We start from the raw sequence: 18,540 nt of genomic DNA, 5'->3' as shown, positions 1-18,540 counted from the left end.
CCAGCTCTTCCCTTGCCTGGAGAACGCAGTGAGTACCGTCAGTCCCACCCATGCCAATCACCTGAGCACCCTGTACAGCGAGCATCACGGCTGGCTGTATGGCTGGTTGCGCGGCAAGCTGGGCAACCGCGCCGAGGCGGCCGACCTGGCGCAGGACACGTTCTTGCGCCTGCTGGGCAAGCGCGACACCGCACCGCTGCGCGAACCGCGCGGCTACCTGGCGACCATCGCGCGCGGCTTGCTGATCGACCGCTACCGGCGCCAGGCGCTCGAACAAGCCTACCTGGAAGCGCTGGCGCAGCAAACCGAGCCGGTATCGATCAGCGCCGAAACGCATGCCATCATCATCGAAACCCTGCTCGCCATCGACCGCCTGCTCGACCGCCTGGGTGCGCGCACGCGGGACATCTTCCTGCTGGCGCAGATCGAGGAGCTCAGCTATGTCGACATCAGCCGGCGCCTCGGTGTGTCCTTGCCCACCGTGAAAAAGCACCTGGTGCGCGCCTACACGGAATGCCTGATGCTGGCGGCCGGCTGATGTTCGGCGCATCCTCGCCCACTCCCATCGCCCGCAAGGTCCTGGCCGCCGCCGCCCACTGGCATGTGGAACTCCAGTGCGGCGGCGCCGATCCGGCAGCCCTGCAGGCGTGGCGCGATGCCAGCGCCGAACATGAGCGGGCCTGGGAGCTGCTGCGGCGCATGGACGGTCAGCTGGGCGCGATACCGGCAGCGCTGGCGATGCCTGCCCTGCAGGCGGCGCAGCAGCGCCGGCGCGCCGCCGCGAAAGTGCTGGCCATGCTGGTGGCGGCCGGCGGCGGCATCGCGCTGGGCCAGGCGGGCCTGCAGTCCGCCCCATGGCAAGCCTGGACGGCGTCCTTGCGCACGGCGCCGGGCCAGCGCCGCCACGTGACCCTGACCGATGGCGGGCGCATGGAAATGAATACCGATAGCGCCCTGGATGTCGCTTACGGCGCCACGCACCGCCGCATCCGCTTGCACCATGGCGAAATCATGATCACGACGGCATCCGATGCCCGTCCCTTCCTCGTCGACACGCCGCACGGCGTGATCCGCGCGCTCGGTACGCGCTTCGGCGTGCGCTGCGATGCGCAGGGCAGCACGGTCAGCGTCTTCGAACACGCCGTGGAAGTGCGCTGCGCGGCGCGCCCGGACGCCGTGCACCGCCTGGAAGCGGGCCAGCAGCTGCGCTTCAGCGCAACCGGCTCGGAGGACGTACTGGCCATGCCCGCGCACCAGGACAGCTGGCTGCGCGGCATGCTGGTGGCCGCCGACTGGCCCCTGCAGCAACTGGTGCAGGAGCTGGCGCGTTACCGGCGCGGGCGCCTCGCGTGCGACGCCGGCGTGGCGCGGCGTCCCGTTACGGGCACTTACCGCCTCGACGATATCGACGCCGTGCTGGAAAGCCTGTGCGTCTCGCACGGACTGCAAGTGACGTACTTCACGCGCTACTGGGCCACGGTGTCGGCCCGGGCCACATAATTATTTTCAGTTTTTTTGCGCCAAGGGGTTGGTGTTTCGCTGCGCTGCTTCGGCTTCCTAAATAAGTAGCCAATTCACGTAGCCGATTCACACGCCAATTCTTATCCCTTAGAGCAGAAAGACCGAGCATGCAGCTGACCACTCCCGTCCTCCATCCCGCCGCGCGCGCCATCCGCCTGGCCGTCATCGCCATGGCTTGCGCCGCCCCCGCCGCCTTTATCGCCGCGCCCGCCCTGGCGCAAGGCCAGGCCGCCACCGCCCAAGCGTTTGCCGTACCAGCCGGCCCGCTGGCCACCGCCCTTAACGATTTTGCCGTCGCCGCCGGCGTCAGCCTGTCGACCGACCCGGCACAGACGCGGGGACTGCGCTCGCCCGGCGTGCGCGGCAGCTTTGGCGTGGCCCAGGGCTTTGCCCAGGTGCTGGCAGGCAGCGGCCTGGAAGCCGTGCAACTGCCGAACGGCGCCTACGTGCTGCGCCAGGCGGCGCCATCATCCGCAGCGGCGGCCGGCGTGGAAAAGACCATGGCGCCCGTGACGGTCAGCGCCAGCATGGAGCGCGACCCCGTCAGCGAACACAGCAACTCGTATGCGGCGCGCGCCGTCACCGTCGGCAAGGGCGTGCAAACCTTGCGCGAAATTCCGCTATCCGTCAGCGTCGTCACGCGCCAGAAAATGGACGACCAGAACCTCAACACCATCGATGCCGTGCTGGCCAACACCACCGGCATCACCATGTACGACAGCCCCATGGGCGGGCGCTATGTGTATTCGCGCGGCTTCATGGTCGACACTTACCAATTCGATGGCGTGAACCGCGCCATGTACTACCCGCAGGCGAACAGCTTTACCAGCAACACGGCCGTGCTGGACCGCGTGGAAATCGTGCGCGGCGCCACGGGCCTGCTGCAGGGTACGGGCTCGCCGGGCGCCGCCATCAATATGGTGCGCAAGCGCCCGCTGGCGGAAAAGCAGGTGCAGCTGGCGCTGAGCGCGGGCCGCTGGAACGACGTGCGCGGCGAAGTCGACGTCACCGGCCCGCTGAACGCATCGGGCAGCATCCGCGGCCGCGCCGTGGCCGCGCACGAGCAGCGCGATTATTTCTATGACGTGGCCGACAGCCGCACGGACGTACTGTACGGCGTGCTGGAATTCGACCTGGCGCCGGGCAGCAAGCTGACGACGGGCGCCAGCTACGAAAAACTGCATTCGACGCCCTTCTTTTCCGGCATGGCCCGCTACCGCGATGGCAGCGACCCGAAACTGCCGCGCGAAACCTTCCTCGGCGCCGACTGGAACCGCTGGAACAGCAAGCAGACGGCCGTCTTCGCCGAATTCGAGCACCGCTTCGACGCCGACTGGTCGCTCAAGGCCAGCGCCAACTACACGCGCGAGCGGCATGACGTGAAATACATGTTCAGCCAGGGCGCGATCAATCCCGCCACCATGGCCGGCATGATGATGTATGGCGGCGTATTCGACTACGGCAGCACCAACAAGGGCATCGACCTGTCGCTCGACGGCAAATTCAACGCATTCGGCCGCCGCCACGGCTTCAGCGCCGGCATCAACACGAACCGCCTGGAAAGCGACAGCGATTTCAGCCTGGCCTTGCTGCAGCAGCCGAACAATCCGCTGCGCCCGAATCACGGCGTGGCAGAACCGAGCGACGCCTGGTTCCGCGAAAACAGCTACCGCGGCGATCCCAGCTTGACGAAAATGACGCAGACGGGCGCCTATGGCGTGGCCCGCTTCAGCGTCAGCGATCCGCTCACCGTGGTGGCCGGCGCGCGCGTGTCGAACTACAAATGGAGCAGCGTGTACCGCGACACGGGCGAGGTGTACATCGACCCCTACCGCGAAAACGGCGTCGTCACGCCGTATGGCGGCGTGATCTACGCGTTCGACAAGCGCTGGTCCGGCTACGCCAGCGTGTCCGACATCTTCCAGCCGCAAAACCAGCGCACGGCCGAAGGCGCCCTGCTCGATCCGCTCAAAGGGCGCAACCTGGAAGTCGGCGTCAAGGGTGAACTGTTCGACGGCAAGGTCAACACCTCGCTGGCGCTGTTCCGCATCGAACAGCGCAACCGCGCGGAGCTCGACCTGGTCAACACCTGCTCCAGCGGCACGGAGTGCTATTTCTCGGCGGGCAAGGTGCGCAGCGAAGGCCTCGATGCGGAAATCAGCGGCGAAGTGGCGCCGGGCTGGCAGCTGTTCGCCGGCTACACCCTGAACAACTTCAAGTACCTGGAACAGACGTCGAACGCGGGCGTGATGTTCGCCAGCACCTACTCACCGCGCCACATGCTGCGCGCGTGGAGCGACTACCGCCTGCCCGGCGCCCTGCAGAAGTGGAGCGTGGGCGGCGGCGTAAACTTCCAGACGGAGAGCTCGCGCGTGACGCAGAACATCACGGTGGCGCAAGGCGCGTATGCCTTGTGGAGCGCGCGCGGCGCCTACCAGATCGACCGCAACTGGACGGCGTCGCTGTCGGTGACGAACTTGCTCGACAAGCGCTACTACCAGACGGTGGGCGCGCCGGCGTGGGGCAATTTCTATGGCGAACCGCGCAAGGCGCAACTGACCTTGCGCGCGCGGTTCTAGACGAAACGCTTATGCCGGAGGACGCAATGGCGCCTTCGGCAGCGGAATGAATTCCGTCTCGCCCGGCACTTGTCCCATGCGCTGGGCGGTCCAGTCGTCGGCCGCCTGCGACAATCGCTCCTTGCTCGACGAGACGAAATTCCAGAACAGGAAGCGGTGGCCGTCCAGCGGCTCGCCGCCGATGACGACGAACTGCACCGGGCCGCCGCCGGCCGTTACGACAGGCACCGTGCCCGCTTCCAGCAAGGCCATGGTGTGCGGCACGAGCGCCACGCCATCGACCAGCACGTCCCCGCTGATCGGATAAATCGCCGCCTCCGGCGGCAAGCCTTCCAGGCGCAACTCGCGCCCCGCCTGCAGCGCCACGTCCAGGTACACCGTCCGCATGTAGCTGCGCACGGGCGAGGTTTGACCAAACGCCGTGCCGATCAACACCTTGACGACGGCGCCATCGAGCGGCACGACGGGAATGTCGGCCTGCGGCGTGTGCGTGAAACTCGGTTCATCTTCTTCATGCGCCTTGGGCAGCGCGGCCCACAGCTGCAAGCCGTGCGTGCGGTGCGGTTGTCCCGCCAGGTCGTGCGGCGTGCGTTCCGAATGCACGATGCCGCGCCCGGCCGTCATCCAGTTGATGGCGCCCGGTTCGATGCGCTGGTACGAGCCGATGCTGTCGCGGTGATCGATCGCGCCTTCGAACAGATAGGTGACGGTGGCCAGGCCGATATGCGGATGGGGACGCACGTCGTGGTTGGCGTCGGGCGCCACGTCGATGGGGCCGAAATGGTCGAAGAAAATGAAGGGGCCGACGGCCTGCTTTGCCGCGGAAGGCAGCAAGCGCCGCACGACGAAGCCGCCGCCCAGGTCCTTTTCGTGGCTTTTCAGGATGGCCGCGCTCATGCCAGCACCGTCGTGATTTCCGTGGTGACGGCCGTCATCAGCTTGTGGATCGGGCATTTGCCGGCCACCGCCAGCAATTCCTGGCGCTGCGCATCCGTCAGCTCGCCCGTCAGGTGCAGGGTGGCGGCCAGGCGGTACACGCCCTTGCGCTCTTCGCTGGCATCGCGCTCGGTCGACACTTCCACGTGTTCCAGCGGGATGCCCTTGTGCCGGGCGTACCAGACGACGGTGAGCGCCTTGCAGGCCGACAGGGCCGCGTCGTACAGGTCGTGCGGCGAAGGGCCGGCGTCGCCGCCGCCCTCCTCCACCGAGGCGTCGGCGGAAATGATGTGATCGCGCACGTGCACGATGTGGCGCATGGCTTGCGACTGGTCGCGGATGGCTTTGATGGTCATGGCGTTCCTTGGTGCGTTTGGAAAGCCACAATTTACACCGTTTGGCCGCTTGGCGCAGCCCGCTGCCCTGCTACCTGGTCATTTGATACGGAACACGGCATCGACCGTCTGTCCCATCTTGAGGACGGTGACCATCAGCATGTCGTCGGGATTTTGCCGCTGGCGGCTGTTCGCGCGCTGGTAGCGGTCGGACGGCACCAGGCCCACCGCATTGCCCAGGTTTTTCAGCTGGTCCGACGAGATGCCGGCCACGGCGCCCACGCGCTTGCCGAAGCCGCGCGCCATGGCATCGGCCTTGCGCTGCGCATCCTTGACGGCCTCGCCCACCAGTTCTTCTTCGAGGCGGATGCGCTGCGTGGCGCCGAAGGTGACGGCAAACGCATCGAGGTTGGGCATGGCCAGCAGCGGCCCTATGACGGCTGGCCATTTCGACAAATCCGCCACGTTGATATGCACGCTGGCCTTGATCAGGTACTGCGGATTCGCCGGGTCCTGTTCGGCGCCCTTGCGGATTTCCTTGCGCACGTCGCGCACCTCGATGCCGGCCGCCGCTTCCGGCAAACCCTGCTCCACCAGCAGCGCCTTGATTTCCGTGATGCGCGCCTTCACCAGCGCCGTAGCCACGTCGGGCGCCGGGTCGAAAGCACTGACGTCGAAGTCGATCTCGCCCAGGTCCGGCGTGACGAAGCTGTAGGCCGTACCGGTCGCGTGGATGAATGGATAGGAAGGCAAATCGCCGGCCAGGGCGGAGATGGGCAGGCAGGCGAACACGATGGACAGCAGGCGGCGTTTGAACACGGGGACTCCAGCACGGTTAAGGTGCATGAAGTATCCGTCAAGATGAGCAATATAACAATGGATTAGTCGAGTGTGCGCGCCACGCGGAAGCCCACGATATCGTTCGACAGCACGGTGGAAAAGCCGTTGCGCAGGGCCGAACGCAGGTAGCGCGGGTGGTACAGCCACGAGCCGCCGCGCAGGATGCGCCGGCTGCTGTCGCTGCCCTCTTCCCACGCGCTGCCATCGACGGGCGCGCCTTCGTAATTGTCGTGCACGACGTCCTGCACCCATTCCCACACATTGCCATGCATGTCGAACAGGCCCCAGGAATTCGGCGCGAAAGTGCCCAGCGGCGTCGTGCCGCCCCGGTACACGCCGCGCGGGCCGCCGTTGTACACGTACAGGCCGTCGTAGTTGGCTTGCTCGGTGCTGATCGTGTCGCCCACGTTGAAAGCCGTGCGCGTGCCGGCGCGGCATGCGTATTCCCATTCCGCTTCGCTGGGCAGGCGGTAGTGGCGGCCCGTGCGCTCGCTCATCCACGCCAGGTACAGCTGCGCATCATTCCAGCTCACACCCACCACCGGGTGCCGGTCGTTCTGCACGAAGCCGGGATTGTCCCAGTCCGTCTCGGAACCGCCCGCCCAGCCGGTCGCCTTGACGAAGGCGCGCCATTCGCCCACGCTGACGGGGTGCCGCGCCAGCGCGAACGGGCGCTCGATACCGACCCAGTGCTGCGGCATTTCGCGCTCAAGCCACGTCTGCTGCGAGCCGGCCTGGATGGCGGCCTTGTGTTCCGTCTCGTGCGCGCCCATCTGGAAGCGGCCGCTGGGAATCAGTACCAGTTCCGGCCCCTGCCCCGAGCCATCGAGGAAATCGTCGCGCAAGACGCCTTCCGCATTGGGCACCGGTTCCACGTGCTCGGCTTCCGGCGCCGGCGCCGATGCCGGCGCAGGGACAGCGGCGGCGGCGCGGCTGGCCTCTTCGCGGCGCGCACGTTCCTGCTCGGCGCGGTAAGCCGCCTCCGCCTTGGCGACGATGGCCTTGCGCTGCAGCTCCTGATGCTCCTGCAAGGCGGTGGCCGCATCGGCTTCGCGGCGCGCACGCAACTGGCCGCGCAGCGCTTCCTTGCGCAGCTTGCGCGCCTCTTCCGCTTCGAAATGGCGCTGCGCCTCCTGTTCGCGGCGCAGCTTGTCCTGCCGCTGCTTTTCCAGCGCGGCGGCCTGGATCTCGGCCTTGCGGCGCTGGTCCAGTGCTTCCTGGCGTATCCGGGCCTGTTTGAGTTCTTCCTCGCGGGCCTGTTCGGCCGCCAGCGCCGCCTCCCGTTGTTGCTGCGCCTGCTGCACCGCGCGCGCCTGCTGCTGGCGCGCCTGTTCCGCCAGTTCTTCGGGCGACGGCCCGGCGGCGCGCTCCAGGTTTTCCAGCAAGGCTTGCACCGATTGGGGCCGCAATTCCGGCGTCAGCGAAAAACCGTTCTGCAGCACCTGCCACTGCTGCGCGTTGAGCGCCTGCGGCGCCGACGGCAAATGGCTGGCGCTGCGCGCGTCGTCGAACGGCATGCGCCCTTCGAGCATCTGATAGATCATCACGGCCACCGCATACACGTCCAGGCGCGGGCTGGGCTGGCGCTGGTTGGCGCCGGCCTCGGGCGCCCGGTAGCCGTGCGTACCCGCATTCGGCATGTCCAGCGCCAGGCTGCTGTCCGCATTGCGCACGCGCGTAGCGATGCCGTAGTCGAGCAGCTTGACGTCGCCCTTCACCGTCAGGAAGACATTGCCCGGCTTGATGTCGCGGTGCACCAGCTTGTGCTTTTCCCACGCATACGACAGGGCGTCGGCCACCGGCTGCAGCAATTCCTGCACCGTGGACAGGGGCAGCGCGCCCTCGCGCGCCAGATAGTGCTCGAGGTCTTCGCCATCGAGGCATTCCATGATGATGAAATAGCTGGCCGTGGCCGGGTCCTGCGCCCACTCGTAGACGCGCACGATGTTTTCATGCGCGAGTTTCCTCGCCTGTGTCGCTTCCTCGATCAGCAGCTTGGCGTGCGTGGCGCTTTGCGTCAGCTGCGGCGGCAAGATCTTCAGCGCCACCATTTCGCTGCTGCCCAGCTCCGCGTGCGTGGCCAGGTCGGTCGCTTGCCACACCTGCCCCATGCCGCCCGTGCCGATCAGCCGCTCGAGCCGGTAGCGGCGGTTTTGCGGGCCAATTTCCTGGCCCGTCATGAAGCCCAGCTCCGTACCCTGGCGTACGGGCAGCGGCGCCGGCGCAGGCGCGGCGCCGGGCGGCGCGTATTCGGCGTCGAGGATGGCGTTCTTGCGGCGTTCAAATTCCTGCTCGCTGAGCAGCCCGTCGTCGTGGAGGGCGCGCAGTTCCCGCAGTTTGTCTCGTGCTTTTTGCATCATCTGGGGTGAAACACTTCCATCAAGGCTGCAAGGCGACGCCGCAGGCGGCGCAGAATTTATCTTCCGGATGGCCCGCGCGCTGCGCGTGGCCGTTCTTGCAGCGGACCGGCGCTGCTGCTGCGGCGGCGCCCGGCTGCAGCGCCTGCGCCACGGCCACGCCCAGCTGCGCCTGCGCCGACAGGCCATGCGCGTGCGCCGCATTCTGCAGGTTGATCAGGTCGAGCTGCTGGCGCCGTTCCCGTTCCGCCTGGCCTTCCAGGTAGCTGCGCTCCTGCGCCACGCTGTCCTGCGCCATGCGCATGGCGTCCAGCGGTGCGACGCCGTTCTCGGCCGCCGCCAGCGCGGCCAGCGCGTGGATCTGCTCGGCGCTCATGCCCGCTTGCAGCTGCGTTTTCAGCACTTGCGCCAGCACGACCGCATTCTGCCCGGCGGCCATGGCCACCTTGCCCGTGTCGCTCAGCGAGCCGATTTTCTCGATGCGGTCGATGTCGATGCGCGCCAGTTCGGCCGCATGCGCCTGTTGCGCCAGCAGGGCTTCATACTCTCCCTTCCAGCGCGCGTAATCGCTTTCGCGCTGCTGCGCCATGGCCAGCAAGTCGCGCTGCCATTGCGCTTCCTGTTCCAGCTGGCGCAGCTGCTGGCGCTGTTCCTCGATGGCCAGCGCGTCGAGCTGCGCCAGCTGCGTTTGCTGCTGCAGCTGGCGCGCGTGCACGCCGTCGGCCTCGATGGTGCGCAGCAGCTTTTCCTGCTGCGCGATGGCGTCTTCGCGCGCGCCGCCGCGCCGCAGCGCCGCCACTTTTTCCGCGATCTCCGCCGCCTGCACCTGGGCCGCTTCATCCTTGTGCGCTTCGGCGCGCAGCAATTCGCGCTGGCGCGCCAGCTGCATCTGGTCTTCCCACTCCTGCACCCGCTCCGCTTCGCGCTTGCGCGCCGCATTCGCCAGCATCAGCCCCTGCCACGCGGCCTGGTGCTGCTCCGCCTCCAGCTGCGCCTCGCGCTGGGCCGCATCCGCTTCCGCCTGGCGCAGGCGCGCCAGCTGGGTGCGGCGGCCCGTCTCGTCGTCGATCAGCAGCGCGCTTTCCACTTGCTGCGCGATCGACTGCAAATGCACCTGATGCGTAAAGCGCTGCTGCGCCAGCTGGATCTGCTCGCGCCCGTGCAGCTGCGAAAGTTCCAGCTCGCTGCGCATCTTGATGGCGGCCAGCGCCCGCACGTGTTCCCAGTTGGCCGCTTCATCGGCGCGCTGCGCACCCTTCTGCGCCAGCTCCTGTTCCAGCTCGCCCAGCGCCAGCGCGGCGCCATGGTCGAGCGCCTGGCGCCGCGACTTCGCTTCCAGGATGCGGCCATATAGGTCGATCTGGCGCCCGCGCAGCGCTTGCAGGCGCTCCGCTTCCTGGTGGTTCAGTTCCGCCTTTTCCACCGCCGCATCCTGCCGCAGTTCGGCGCGGCGGTGCGCATGGCGCGCCGCCAGTTCCTCGCAGCGGATGCGCTGCCACTCTTCCTCGTCATACAGCTGGTCGAGCTGTTTCATGCGTTCCAGGCTGTGCTGCTCCAGTTCCTGCACCGGCAAGCCACCCAGCCACAGGGTGCCGATGCTGGCTCCTGCGTCGCCTTCGCGCTTGTCGTGCCGCAGGCTCAGCGTTTCCACGCGCGCCACGGCCAGGCCGCTGGGCGCCAGGCGCTGCGTCAGGGCCGATTGCAGGCGTTCATTCAATTCGGGCCGCAAGTCGGCATTCGCGTCCATCTCGCGCAGCGCGCGGCTGCCGATGAATTCCAGCGCAATCTGGCGCACGGACGGCAGCAGCAAGGCGTGCAGGTGGGCGCGCGTGACGGCGCCCGGCGCGCGCATGAACTGGCGCGCGAACGCGTCGGGCTGGCCCAGCGCGATGTCCACGCGCAGCGATGCGGCGACGTTCAGCAGCTCCGTACTGGCCAGGGCCGGCAGGTCGAATTCCAGGTTGACGGCGTCGGCGCGCGCGATCAGCACCTCGGCCGGGCGTGCCGGCAGCAGCGCGGGCAAGCGCGCAAAGAAGGCGGCGCTGTCGTAATCGCCAGCCGGTATCAAGGTGAAAGCGTCCGATTGCACGATCCAGGCGCGCGACTCGGCCGGCACCTGCAGGCGGCGCGCCGCACTGCCGAACAGCGAGGACAGTTCACGCACGCCGAAGAACAGGGCCAGTTGCCCATCAGTAAGATGCCATTGATTGGCATGCAGCACCGCGTCGCTGTCGGGGGCGCCCAGCGACAAGCCGCATTGCGCGCAATAGCCGGCGGCGGCGCCGTTCTTGTGCTCGCAGCGCGGGCAGCGGGCGCCGCCAAAACCAAACAATTGGAACATGTGTGACTCCTGATGAGAATGATTGTGTGCACAAGTGCGCGCAACACGGCTGCCATGCCGATTCTAGCAGGACAGCTGGTGCAGCACCTGCCGCGCGCCGAGCGTGCGCGCCACGGCGCACAACACTGTGCAGTGTCAAATAATGCCATGCGGCAAGTGCATTCATATGCACGGATACAGGGCTAATTAGGCCTCAATTCAAGCCGTCGCCCGCCAATGCCGCGCGCAGGCATTTCAGCGCCGTTTTTTTGCAGGCCATCCCGCCAAAACCACGGCTGGTCGCATGCGCATGGCGCGCCGGCCCGCGCGTGGCTACAGTGCATGCATACCCACCCTCCCCCCCGAAAGGAACCATCATGAAAACCTTGAAAAACATGGAAGCCATCTTTACCGTCGCCGTCGCCATCGCCTGCGGCGCCAGCTATGCCAGCTTCAACCAGCCACAAGCCGCGCAAACCGCCGCTGCTGCGCAAGCGAACGCCATCCCCGTCGTGGTGGTCAGCGCCAAGCGCCTGACGGAACAGGAAAAGAAAATCTCGCTGATCGAGGAACGGCAAGCCTTGCTGGGCAACGCCACCGCCAGCACCCTGTGAGCCACCGATGCTGACACCACGCCGCCTGGCGCCAGTTTGAATAGCGCCGCGCCAGGCCGCCATTTGTATCTGCCACGGATACACGGACACTCAGCATTGTGTCAATTGTAATAAGTTGAATCAAAGGCGATCTGCCCGCCTGCAAGCGCCTATAGTCCATTTCAAGCAATCACCGAAATGGAGCACATCATGAAACCCATCACACTCTACGCAGCAGCCATGCTTGCCATCAGCACCGCGGCCTTCCTGCCTGCGCAAGCGATGGCACAGAATCAGCTCGGCGTCAGCATTGTCATCGGCGACGCCCCGCCACCGCCACGGTTTGAAAGCGCGCCGGCGCCGCGCGCCGGCTATGTCTGGGCGCCAGGCTACTGGAACTGGGATGGCCAGCGCCACGTCTGGACCGGCGGCGAATGGCTGCGCGAACGCGGTGGCAACCACTACCGCCGCGCAGCCTGGATACAGGAGAACAACCGCTGGCGCCTGGACCGTGGCGGCTGGGTCGCCGCGCAAGTGCAGCCCGTGCGCTATGACGATATCCGCATCGCACCGCCGCCACCGCGCCGCGAAGCCATCCCCCGCGCCCGCCACGGCTACGTCTGGGCGCCCGGCCACTGGGAATGGCGCGGCCAGCGCTACGCGTGGACGCCAGGTGTATGGATCGCCGAACGCCGCGGCTACGTGTATGCGCCGCCCGCCTGGAACCAGCGCGACGGCCGCTGGCAGATGGAGCAAGGCCGCTGGTCGCGCGGTCCGAATGGCGACCGCGACCGCGACGGCATCCCCAACCGCTATGACCGCGACAATGGCAACCGCCACGACCGCGATGGCGACGGGGTCCCAAACCGCGACGACCGCAGACCCGATAATCCGCGCCGCGACTAGTAACACCTGATATAACCTGCTGCGCGTCGCGCTTTGCGGCCTGCGATGCTCACCGTGCTTTAGCACGGTTGCGCTTCTCGGCCACAAATCACCGCCGCTCGCGACGGTTCTATCAAGCGTTACTGTAAAAGTTACCTACCAGGGCCACCCATCGCGGTGGCCTTGTCATTTTCCCGACACATCCGTGTATTAACATCGCGCGACGATCAATCACACTGCGCGAGAAAGATTCACGATGGCGATGGAAACTGCCGGTTTTACCTACGGCTCGGACACCTCGGGCCTGGTCTGGGGCTTCCTGTTTGGGCGCGACGGGCAGCCGCTGGCGCTCGACTCGACGGCGGCGCTGGCCTGGCTGGCCGATGGCGCGGCGCGGCCGGCACAGGAATTCGTCTGGCTGCATTTCAATTTGTCGCATGCGGCCAGCGAAAAATGGCTGATGACGCACACGCAGCTGGCCGACGAATTCTATGAAACCCTGCACCAGGGTTCCCGTTCCACGCGCATCGAACAGGCGGAAAACACCCTGATCGCCGTGGTCAACGATGTGGTGCACAACTTCTCGTTCGAAGCGTCCGACATTTCCACCATGTGGGCCAGCGTGGCGCAAAACCTCGTCATCACGGCGCGCCGCGCGCCGCTGCAGTCGATCGAGCGCCTGCGCCAGGCCGTCATCAAGAACCACGAGCCGATCCGCTCGTCGGTGGAACTGCTGATTCATCTGCTGCGCGACCAGGCCGACGTGCTGGTCAACATCGTGCGCGACGCCGTGGCACGGGTCGACGATATCGAGGATCACTTGCTGGCCGGGCGCCTGGTGCCGAAACGCGAAGACCTGGGCGCCATGCGGCGCGTGCTGGTGCGGCTGCAGCGCCTGCTGGCGCCGGAACCGGCCGCCCTGTTCCGCCTGCTGCAACGTCCGCCTTCGTGGGTGTCGGAACTCGACAGCCTGGAACTGCGCCAGTCGACGGAGGAGTTTTCGGTGGTGCTCAGCGATATGTCTTCGCTGCAGGAACGCATCAAGCTGCTGCAGGAAGAGATCGCCGCCAGCGTCAACGAGGAAAACAGCCGCAGCCTGTTCGTGCTGACCATCGTCACCGTGCTGGCCTTGCCGATCAATATCATCGCCGGCATGCTGGGCATGAACGTGGGGGGTATTCCGCTGGCCCAGCATCCGCAGGGCTTCTGGATCATCGTCGCCATCATCGTCACGTTCACGGTCGTGGCGGGATGGCTGGTGGTGCGCGTGCAGCGAAACAGTTAAGTCCCGGCACGGCCTGGCAGGCGAACGGCAGGCGCCGTCCGCCGTCACTGCTTATCGGTGGTATTCGCCGGCCCGTTCAGGCTGGTAGACGATTTCCTCGATCTTGACCTTCACCACGCCGCCCGGCATGGGCCAGGCGATACTGTCGCCAACAGACAGGCCCAGCAGCGCGCTGCCGACGGGCGCCAGCACGGAAATACGGTCGGCCTGGCCTTCCACGTCCTTCGGATACACGAGCGTCAGGCAGAATTCCTCCTTGTTTTCCACCGTGAAGCGCACGGTGGAATTCATCGTCACGACGGTCGGTGGAATCTCTTGCGGCTCGAGCACCTCGGCACGGCCCAGCTCATCGAGCAAGGCGGCCTTGTCCGGCGATAAGTTATTACCCAAGGCATACAACAACGCTTCCAGTCGTTCCAGGTCTTGTGACGACAAAATAATTTTTGGTTTTTTTTCCAAGATATCCTCACTATTGATCATCAGGGCGGCGTCCGGTTTTGCTGGCGGCAGATTGCTTGGCCGCGGCAGACAAAACAAACAGCATCAGGACGTCCATCATCAGCGGATTATGGACGAACTCGCGGAGCAAGGCCATAGCGTTCGCGCATTCTTCATTAAAATTTATTAAAATCAATGACTTGTAATGGCTTATAGCGTAAAAAAGTTTATCCGTGCCGCGATGGCCGGATCCATTGAAGTTATTCTTGCTGGTATTTTGTTTACCATCAGCATTGTTTTAAGAGAAAAAAAACGGCGGGCAAAAAAAGGATTAAAATTCAGCATGAATTATTATTAGAAAGACACGCTTTCCTTTTCCGCCTGTCTTGTCGCCTTGCCTGCTGTCACCGGTGTGCTGCATGGATATAAATTGCCGCACGCCCTGTACTTTCACGCTGCAAAATGACAATATGTCGGCCTTAGCAACACTTGGCAACACGTTGAGAGTTCCGGCTCACTTCGGTTTTCATCAGACTGGAACGTAAAGTATGGCAGGGCGAGGCGTGATCACACGGGGCGGCGGCAGGCGGGGCCGGCAGGAAGAAGCGTCATGATGACGCCATTGATACTGCCGTCCGTGCAATTGCGCGGCGACCGGATAGCCCGGCTGAACTTGCTGGCCGCGGCGGCCATGCTGGCCACGGCCAGCCTGCTGCTGATCCTCTTTCAATTGTTTTCCCTTCAGGAATCCTTCCAGCGCAACCTGCACATCCAGGCCGATATGCTGGCCCCCGCCGCCACCCAGGCCATGCGCGAGGACAATCGTCTTGCAGCGCAACAACTGCTCGCTCCCCTCGCCGCCGCCCCGCATGTCCGGCAAGCCCTGCTCTACAGCCCCTATGGCACGCCGTTTGCCCGCTACGCGCGCAGCGGCAATGACGCCGTGCCGACGGCGCCGCGCAACGGCCTGCATCTCGATTACCTGGACGGCAGCGCCGCGATATTGAAGACCCTGCCCGGCGGCGGCGCGCTGTACCTGCGCGCCAGCCTGGCGCCGCTGTACGCCAGCCTGGCGCAATTTGCCGCCTTCACCGTGCTCGTCTGCCTGTGCGCGTTCGGCCTGACGTTCCTGATGGTGCGCCGCACGCGCACCGCCGCCCAGCATGCGGAAAGCCATCTGCACTACCTGGCCCACGTCGACTCCGTCACGCAGCTGCCGAACCGCCATGAATTCAACGACGCCCTGGCCTACGCGCTGGCGCGCGCCGACCGCCAGGACAGCAGCGTGGGCCTGCTGCTGCTGGACCTGGACAACTTCAAGGTAGTCAACGATACGCTGGGCCACCATTGCGGCGACCAGTTGCTCAAGCTTGTCGCCGAGCGCCTGGTCGCCATCCTGCGCGGCACCGACATCATCTGCCGCATCGGCGGCGATGAATTCGTCGTCATCGTCGAACCGGCCGACGACGCTTCGGAAATGGCCAGCGTGGCGCGCAAGATCCTCGCCGTGCTGGCCGCGCCGTTCGACCTCGAAGGCCATCAGCTATATGTCAGCGCCAGCATCGGCGTGAGCCTGTACCCGTTCGACGCGCAAGACGTGGCCACCCTGACGCGCAATGCCGATACGGCCATGTACCACGCCAAGCACCAGGGCAAGAACCGCTACGCCGTGTTCAAGGCCGAAATGGAATTGCGTGCCCAGCGCCGCCTGCGCATGGAAGCGAACCTGCGCCGCGCGCTGCAAAACGAGGAACTGTATCTGCACTACCAGCCGCAGATCGATTTGCGCAGCGGGCGCATCGTCGGCGTGGAAGCGCTGATACGCTGGAACTGCCGCGAGATGGGCCAGCTGAGTCCCGCCGAATTCATCCCCGTGGCCGAGGAAAGCGGCATCATCGTCGACCTGGGACGCTGGGTGCTGCAAAGCGCCTGCCGCCAGGCGGCCGTCTGGTGCAAGGCGGGCTTGCTCGATTCGCTCGAGCACGTGGCCGTCAACCTGTCGGCCTGCCAGGCGCGCGACCCGGGCCTGATGGACGATATCCGCGCCATCCTGGACGAAACGCAGCTGCCGCATGGCTTGCTGGAGCTGGAAATCACGGAAGGGGTCTTGATGGACAATATCCACGCCAACGTGGAATTGATGCGGCGCCTGCAGGAAACGGGCATCCATCTGTCGATCGACGATTTCGGCACCGGCTATTCGTCGATGTCCTACCTGAAGCGCCTGCCGATCGACCAATTGAAAATCGACCGCAGCTTCGTGCACGACCTGCCCGGCGAGGGCGAAGCCATCGTCACGGCCATCATCGCCATGGCGCACAGCCTGCATCTGAAAGTGGTGGCCGAGGGCGTGGAAACCTTGCGGCAGGTGGAGTTTTTGCGAACAGCGGGCTGCGACAACGTGCAGGGCTTTTTCTTCGCGCGCCCGATGACGGCGGCGCAGCTGACGGCATTGCTGCTGGAACGGCGCGACTGGAGCACGCGCACGATTTTGCCGGCTTGAGTTGGCGCCAACGCTGGTTGTCGGATTACGGCCGTTGGCCTAATCCGACCTACGCCATGAACAGGTAGGTCGGATTAGCGCGCAGCGCGTAATCCGACATCACCACACTACATCAAGCCAGCTTGGCCGAATGCTCGCGCGTCGCGTGGAATTTCAGCTTCGGCCAGCGCTCTTCCGTCAGGCGCAGGTTGACGCCCGACGTGGCCAGGTAGGCCATGTTGCCGGCCGCATCGTAGGCCACGTTGTGGCCCAGCGCGTTTTCGAAGTCCTGCAAGATGCGCTTGTCGTCGCAGCTGACCCAGCGCGCGCTGCTGATGCTCGTGCCTTCGAACACGGCATCGACGCCATACTCGTTGAGCAAGCGGCTGGCCACCACTTCAAACTGCAGCACGCCGACGGCGCCCAGTACCAGTTCGCCGCCCTGCACCGGCTTGAAGACTTGCACCGCGCCCTCTTCGCCCAGCTGCTGCAAGCCCTTGTGCAGTTGCTTGATCTTCAGCGGATTGCGGATGCGCACGGAGCGGAAGAAGTCCGGCGCGAAGTAAGGGATGCCCGTAAAGGTCAACATCTCGCCTTCGGAAAAACTGTCGCCGATCTGCATGTTGCCATGGTTCGGCAAGCCGATGATGTCGCCCGCGTACGCCTCTTCCACCTGTTCGCGCGAGGAAGCCATGAAGGTCACCACGTTCGACACCTTGATCTCGCGCCCCAGGCGCAAGTGCTTGACCTTCATGCCGCGCTCGAAACGTCCCGAGCACACGCGCAAGAAGGCGATGCGGTCGCGGTGGGCCGGGTCCATGTTCGCCTGGATCTTGAAGACGAAACCGGTAAATGGCTGCTCGGACGGGGCCACCGAACGCACGGTCGCATCGCGCTCGCGCGGCGCCGGCGCCCAGTCGACCAGCGCGGACAGGATCTCGCGCACGCCGAAGTTGTTGATGGCCGAACCGAAGAACACGGGCGTCTGCACGCCGGAGAGGAATTCCTCCAGGTTAAACGGGTTCGATGCGCCATGCACCAGTTCCACTTCCATGCGCAGCTGGTCCATCTCGAGCGGGAACATCTCTTGCAGGCGCGGGTTGTCGATGCCCTTGATGATTTCGAAGGCGCCGTCGGCCTTTTCTTCGCCGGCCTTGAACAGCATGATCTCGTCGTTCAGCAGGTGATACACGCCGCGGAAGTTCTTGCCCATGCCGATAGGCCAGGTGACGGGCGCGCACTGGATCTTCAGCACGGATTCGAGTTCGTCGAGCAGGTCCAGCGGATCGCGCGTTTCGCGATCCATCTTGTTCATGAAGGTGACGATCGGCGTATTGCGCATGCGGCACACGGCCAGCAGCTTGATCGTCTGCGCTTCCACGCCCTTGGCCGCATCGATCACCATCAGCGCCGAGTCGACCGCCGTCAGCACGCGGTAGGTATCTTCAGAGAAGTCCTGGTGGCCGGGGGTGTCGAGCAGGTTGACGACGTGGTCGCGGAATTCGAACTGCATCACCGAGGAAGCGACGGAAATGCCGCGCTGCTTCTCGATCTCCATCCAGTCCGACGTCGCGTGGCGGCCCGATTTACGCGCCTTGACGGTACCGGCCATCTGGATCGCGCCCGAGAACAGCAGCAGTTTTTCCGTCAGCGTGGTCTTACCGGCATCCGGGTGGGAAATGATGCCGAAGGTGCGGCGGCGCTGCACTTCGCGCGCGATCACGGCCGGCGCCTTGCTGCTCGCTGGCGCTGCGGCGATGTCCGCGTTGTCGCTGGAATCGGGGGTGTTGATGTCGTTCTCGTTGGCCATATTGGTGACCATAATATGGCCCTCGCAAAAAACCCTCGATTTTACAGAAGGATCGGCCTTCCGTGTGAACTGCTTCACTCTGGCGAACGGCAAAAATGACTGCATCAGGGCGCACTTCATCAAGGGGTCACAATCCGCAGGCAACATTGCACTGCAGAA

At 65.3% G+C, this 18,540-nt stretch carries 14 protein-coding genes; 7 read left to right on the top strand and 7 right to left on the bottom strand.

Going from position 1 to position 18,540, the window contains the following annotated elements; all coding sequences use genetic code 11:
- The first annotated feature begins 28 nt into the window (after nt 1–28).
- The 3 genes from ACQ4WO_RS18075 (at nt 29) to ACQ4WO_RS18065 (ending at nt 4,100) form a co-directional block, all read left to right on the top strand.
- Nucleotides 29–538, top strand: a complete 510-nt coding sequence (locus ACQ4WO_RS18075; protein WP_436482622.1) for a sigma-70 family RNA polymerase sigma factor — start codon at nt 29–31, stop codon at nt 536–538.
- On the top strand, nt 538–1,500 hold the full coding sequence (locus ACQ4WO_RS18070) for a FecR domain-containing protein (protein WP_436482621.1): 963 nt from the start codon (nt 538–540) through the stop codon (nt 1,498–1,500). Before ACQ4WO_RS18075 ends, ACQ4WO_RS18070 begins: the two co-directional genes overlap by 1 nt.
- Before the next feature lie 128 nt (nt 1,501–1,628).
- Entirely contained in the window at nt 1,629–4,100 is a 2,472-nt protein-coding gene (locus tag ACQ4WO_RS18065) for a TonB-dependent siderophore receptor (RefSeq protein ID WP_436482620.1), read from the top strand.
- 9 nt (nt 4,101–4,109) lie between these two features.
- On the opposite strand, the gene ACQ4WO_RS18060 is transcribed toward ACQ4WO_RS18065, so the two are convergent.
- The 5 genes from ACQ4WO_RS18060 to ACQ4WO_RS18040 form a co-directional block, all read right to left on the bottom strand.
- A complete protein-coding gene (locus ACQ4WO_RS18060) occupies nt 4,110–4,997 on the bottom strand; it encodes a pirin family protein (RefSeq protein WP_436482618.1) in 888 nt (295 codons plus the stop codon).
- On the bottom strand, nt 4,994–5,392 hold the full coding sequence (locus ACQ4WO_RS18055; protein WP_230539349.1) for an OsmC family protein: 399 nt from the start codon (nt 5,390–5,392) through the stop codon (nt 4,994–4,996). Before ACQ4WO_RS18055 ends, ACQ4WO_RS18060 begins: the two co-directional genes overlap by 4 nt.
- A gap of 78 nt (nt 5,393–5,470) precedes the next feature.
- On the bottom strand, nt 5,471–6,190 hold the full coding sequence (locus ACQ4WO_RS18050; RefSeq protein WP_436482617.1) for an SIMPL domain-containing protein: 720 nt from the start codon (nt 6,188–6,190) through the stop codon (nt 5,471–5,473).
- A 62-nt stretch (nt 6,191–6,252) separates the two neighbouring features.
- Nucleotides 6,253–8,571, bottom strand: a complete 2,319-nt coding sequence (locus ACQ4WO_RS18045; protein ID WP_436482616.1) for an SUMF1/EgtB/PvdO family nonheme iron enzyme — start codon at nt 8,569–8,571, stop codon at nt 6,253–6,255.
- A 19-nt stretch (nt 8,572–8,590) separates the two neighbouring features.
- Nucleotides 8,591–10,909, bottom strand: coding sequence for a coiled-coil domain-containing protein (locus ACQ4WO_RS18040; protein ID WP_436482615.1), 2,319 nt, complete (start codon nt 10,907–10,909; stop codon nt 8,591–8,593).
- 356 nt (nt 10,910–11,265) lie between these two features.
- Between ACQ4WO_RS18040 and ACQ4WO_RS18035 the strand changes: the two genes are divergently transcribed.
- The 3 genes from ACQ4WO_RS18035 to ACQ4WO_RS18025 all read left to right on the top strand — a co-directional run bounded on the left by ACQ4WO_RS18035 (nt 11,266) and on the right by ACQ4WO_RS18025 (nt 13,651).
- The gene (locus ACQ4WO_RS18035; protein ID WP_034751908.1) at nt 11,266–11,502 is read left to right on the top strand and encodes a hypothetical protein; all 237 of its coding nucleotides are present in this window, start codon (nt 11,266–11,268) and stop codon (nt 11,500–11,502) included.
- 189 nt (nt 11,503–11,691) lie between these two features.
- Nucleotides 11,692–12,387 carry a YXWGXW repeat-containing protein gene (locus ACQ4WO_RS18030; protein ID WP_128142701.1) on the top strand — a complete coding sequence of 232 codons (696 nt, stop codon included), beginning with the start codon at nt 11,692–11,694 and terminating at the stop codon, nt 12,385–12,387.
- A gap of 235 nt (nt 12,388–12,622) precedes the next feature.
- Entirely contained in the window at nt 12,623–13,651 is a 1,029-nt protein-coding gene (locus ACQ4WO_RS18025; RefSeq protein WP_175560449.1) for a transporter, read from the top strand.
- A 51-nt stretch (nt 13,652–13,702) separates the two neighbouring features.
- Here ACQ4WO_RS18025 and rnk read toward each other — a convergent pair whose 3' ends face one another.
- Entirely contained in the window at nt 13,703–14,110 is a 408-nt protein-coding gene (gene rnk / locus ACQ4WO_RS18020; RefSeq protein ID WP_162835757.1) for a nucleoside diphosphate kinase regulator, read from the bottom strand.
- A gap of 589 nt (nt 14,111–14,699) precedes the next feature.
- On the opposite strand from rnk, the gene ACQ4WO_RS18015 reads away from it, so the two are divergent.
- Entirely contained in the window at nt 14,700–16,592 is a 1,893-nt protein-coding gene (locus ACQ4WO_RS18015; RefSeq protein WP_436482613.1) for a putative bifunctional diguanylate cyclase/phosphodiesterase, read from the top strand.
- Between the two features lie 112 nt (nt 16,593–16,704).
- Here ACQ4WO_RS18015 and ACQ4WO_RS18010 read toward each other — a convergent pair whose 3' ends face one another.
- Nucleotides 16,705–18,381 (bottom strand): peptide chain release factor 3, encoded by a 1,677-nt coding sequence (locus tag ACQ4WO_RS18010; RefSeq protein WP_436482706.1) that lies wholly within the window; start codon nt 18,379–18,381, stop codon nt 16,705–16,707.
- Nucleotides 18,382–18,540 lie beyond the last annotated feature (159 nt).

Origin of the sequence: Janthinobacterium aestuarii (assembly GCF_051380835.1) — a bacterium.
Classification (GTDB): domain Bacteria; phylum Pseudomonadota; class Gammaproteobacteria; order Burkholderiales; family Burkholderiaceae_D; genus Janthinobacterium; species Janthinobacterium aestuarii.
The sequence above is the reverse complement of the archived record's forward strand: the minus strand, read 5'-3'. Positions and strand labels throughout refer to the sequence as shown.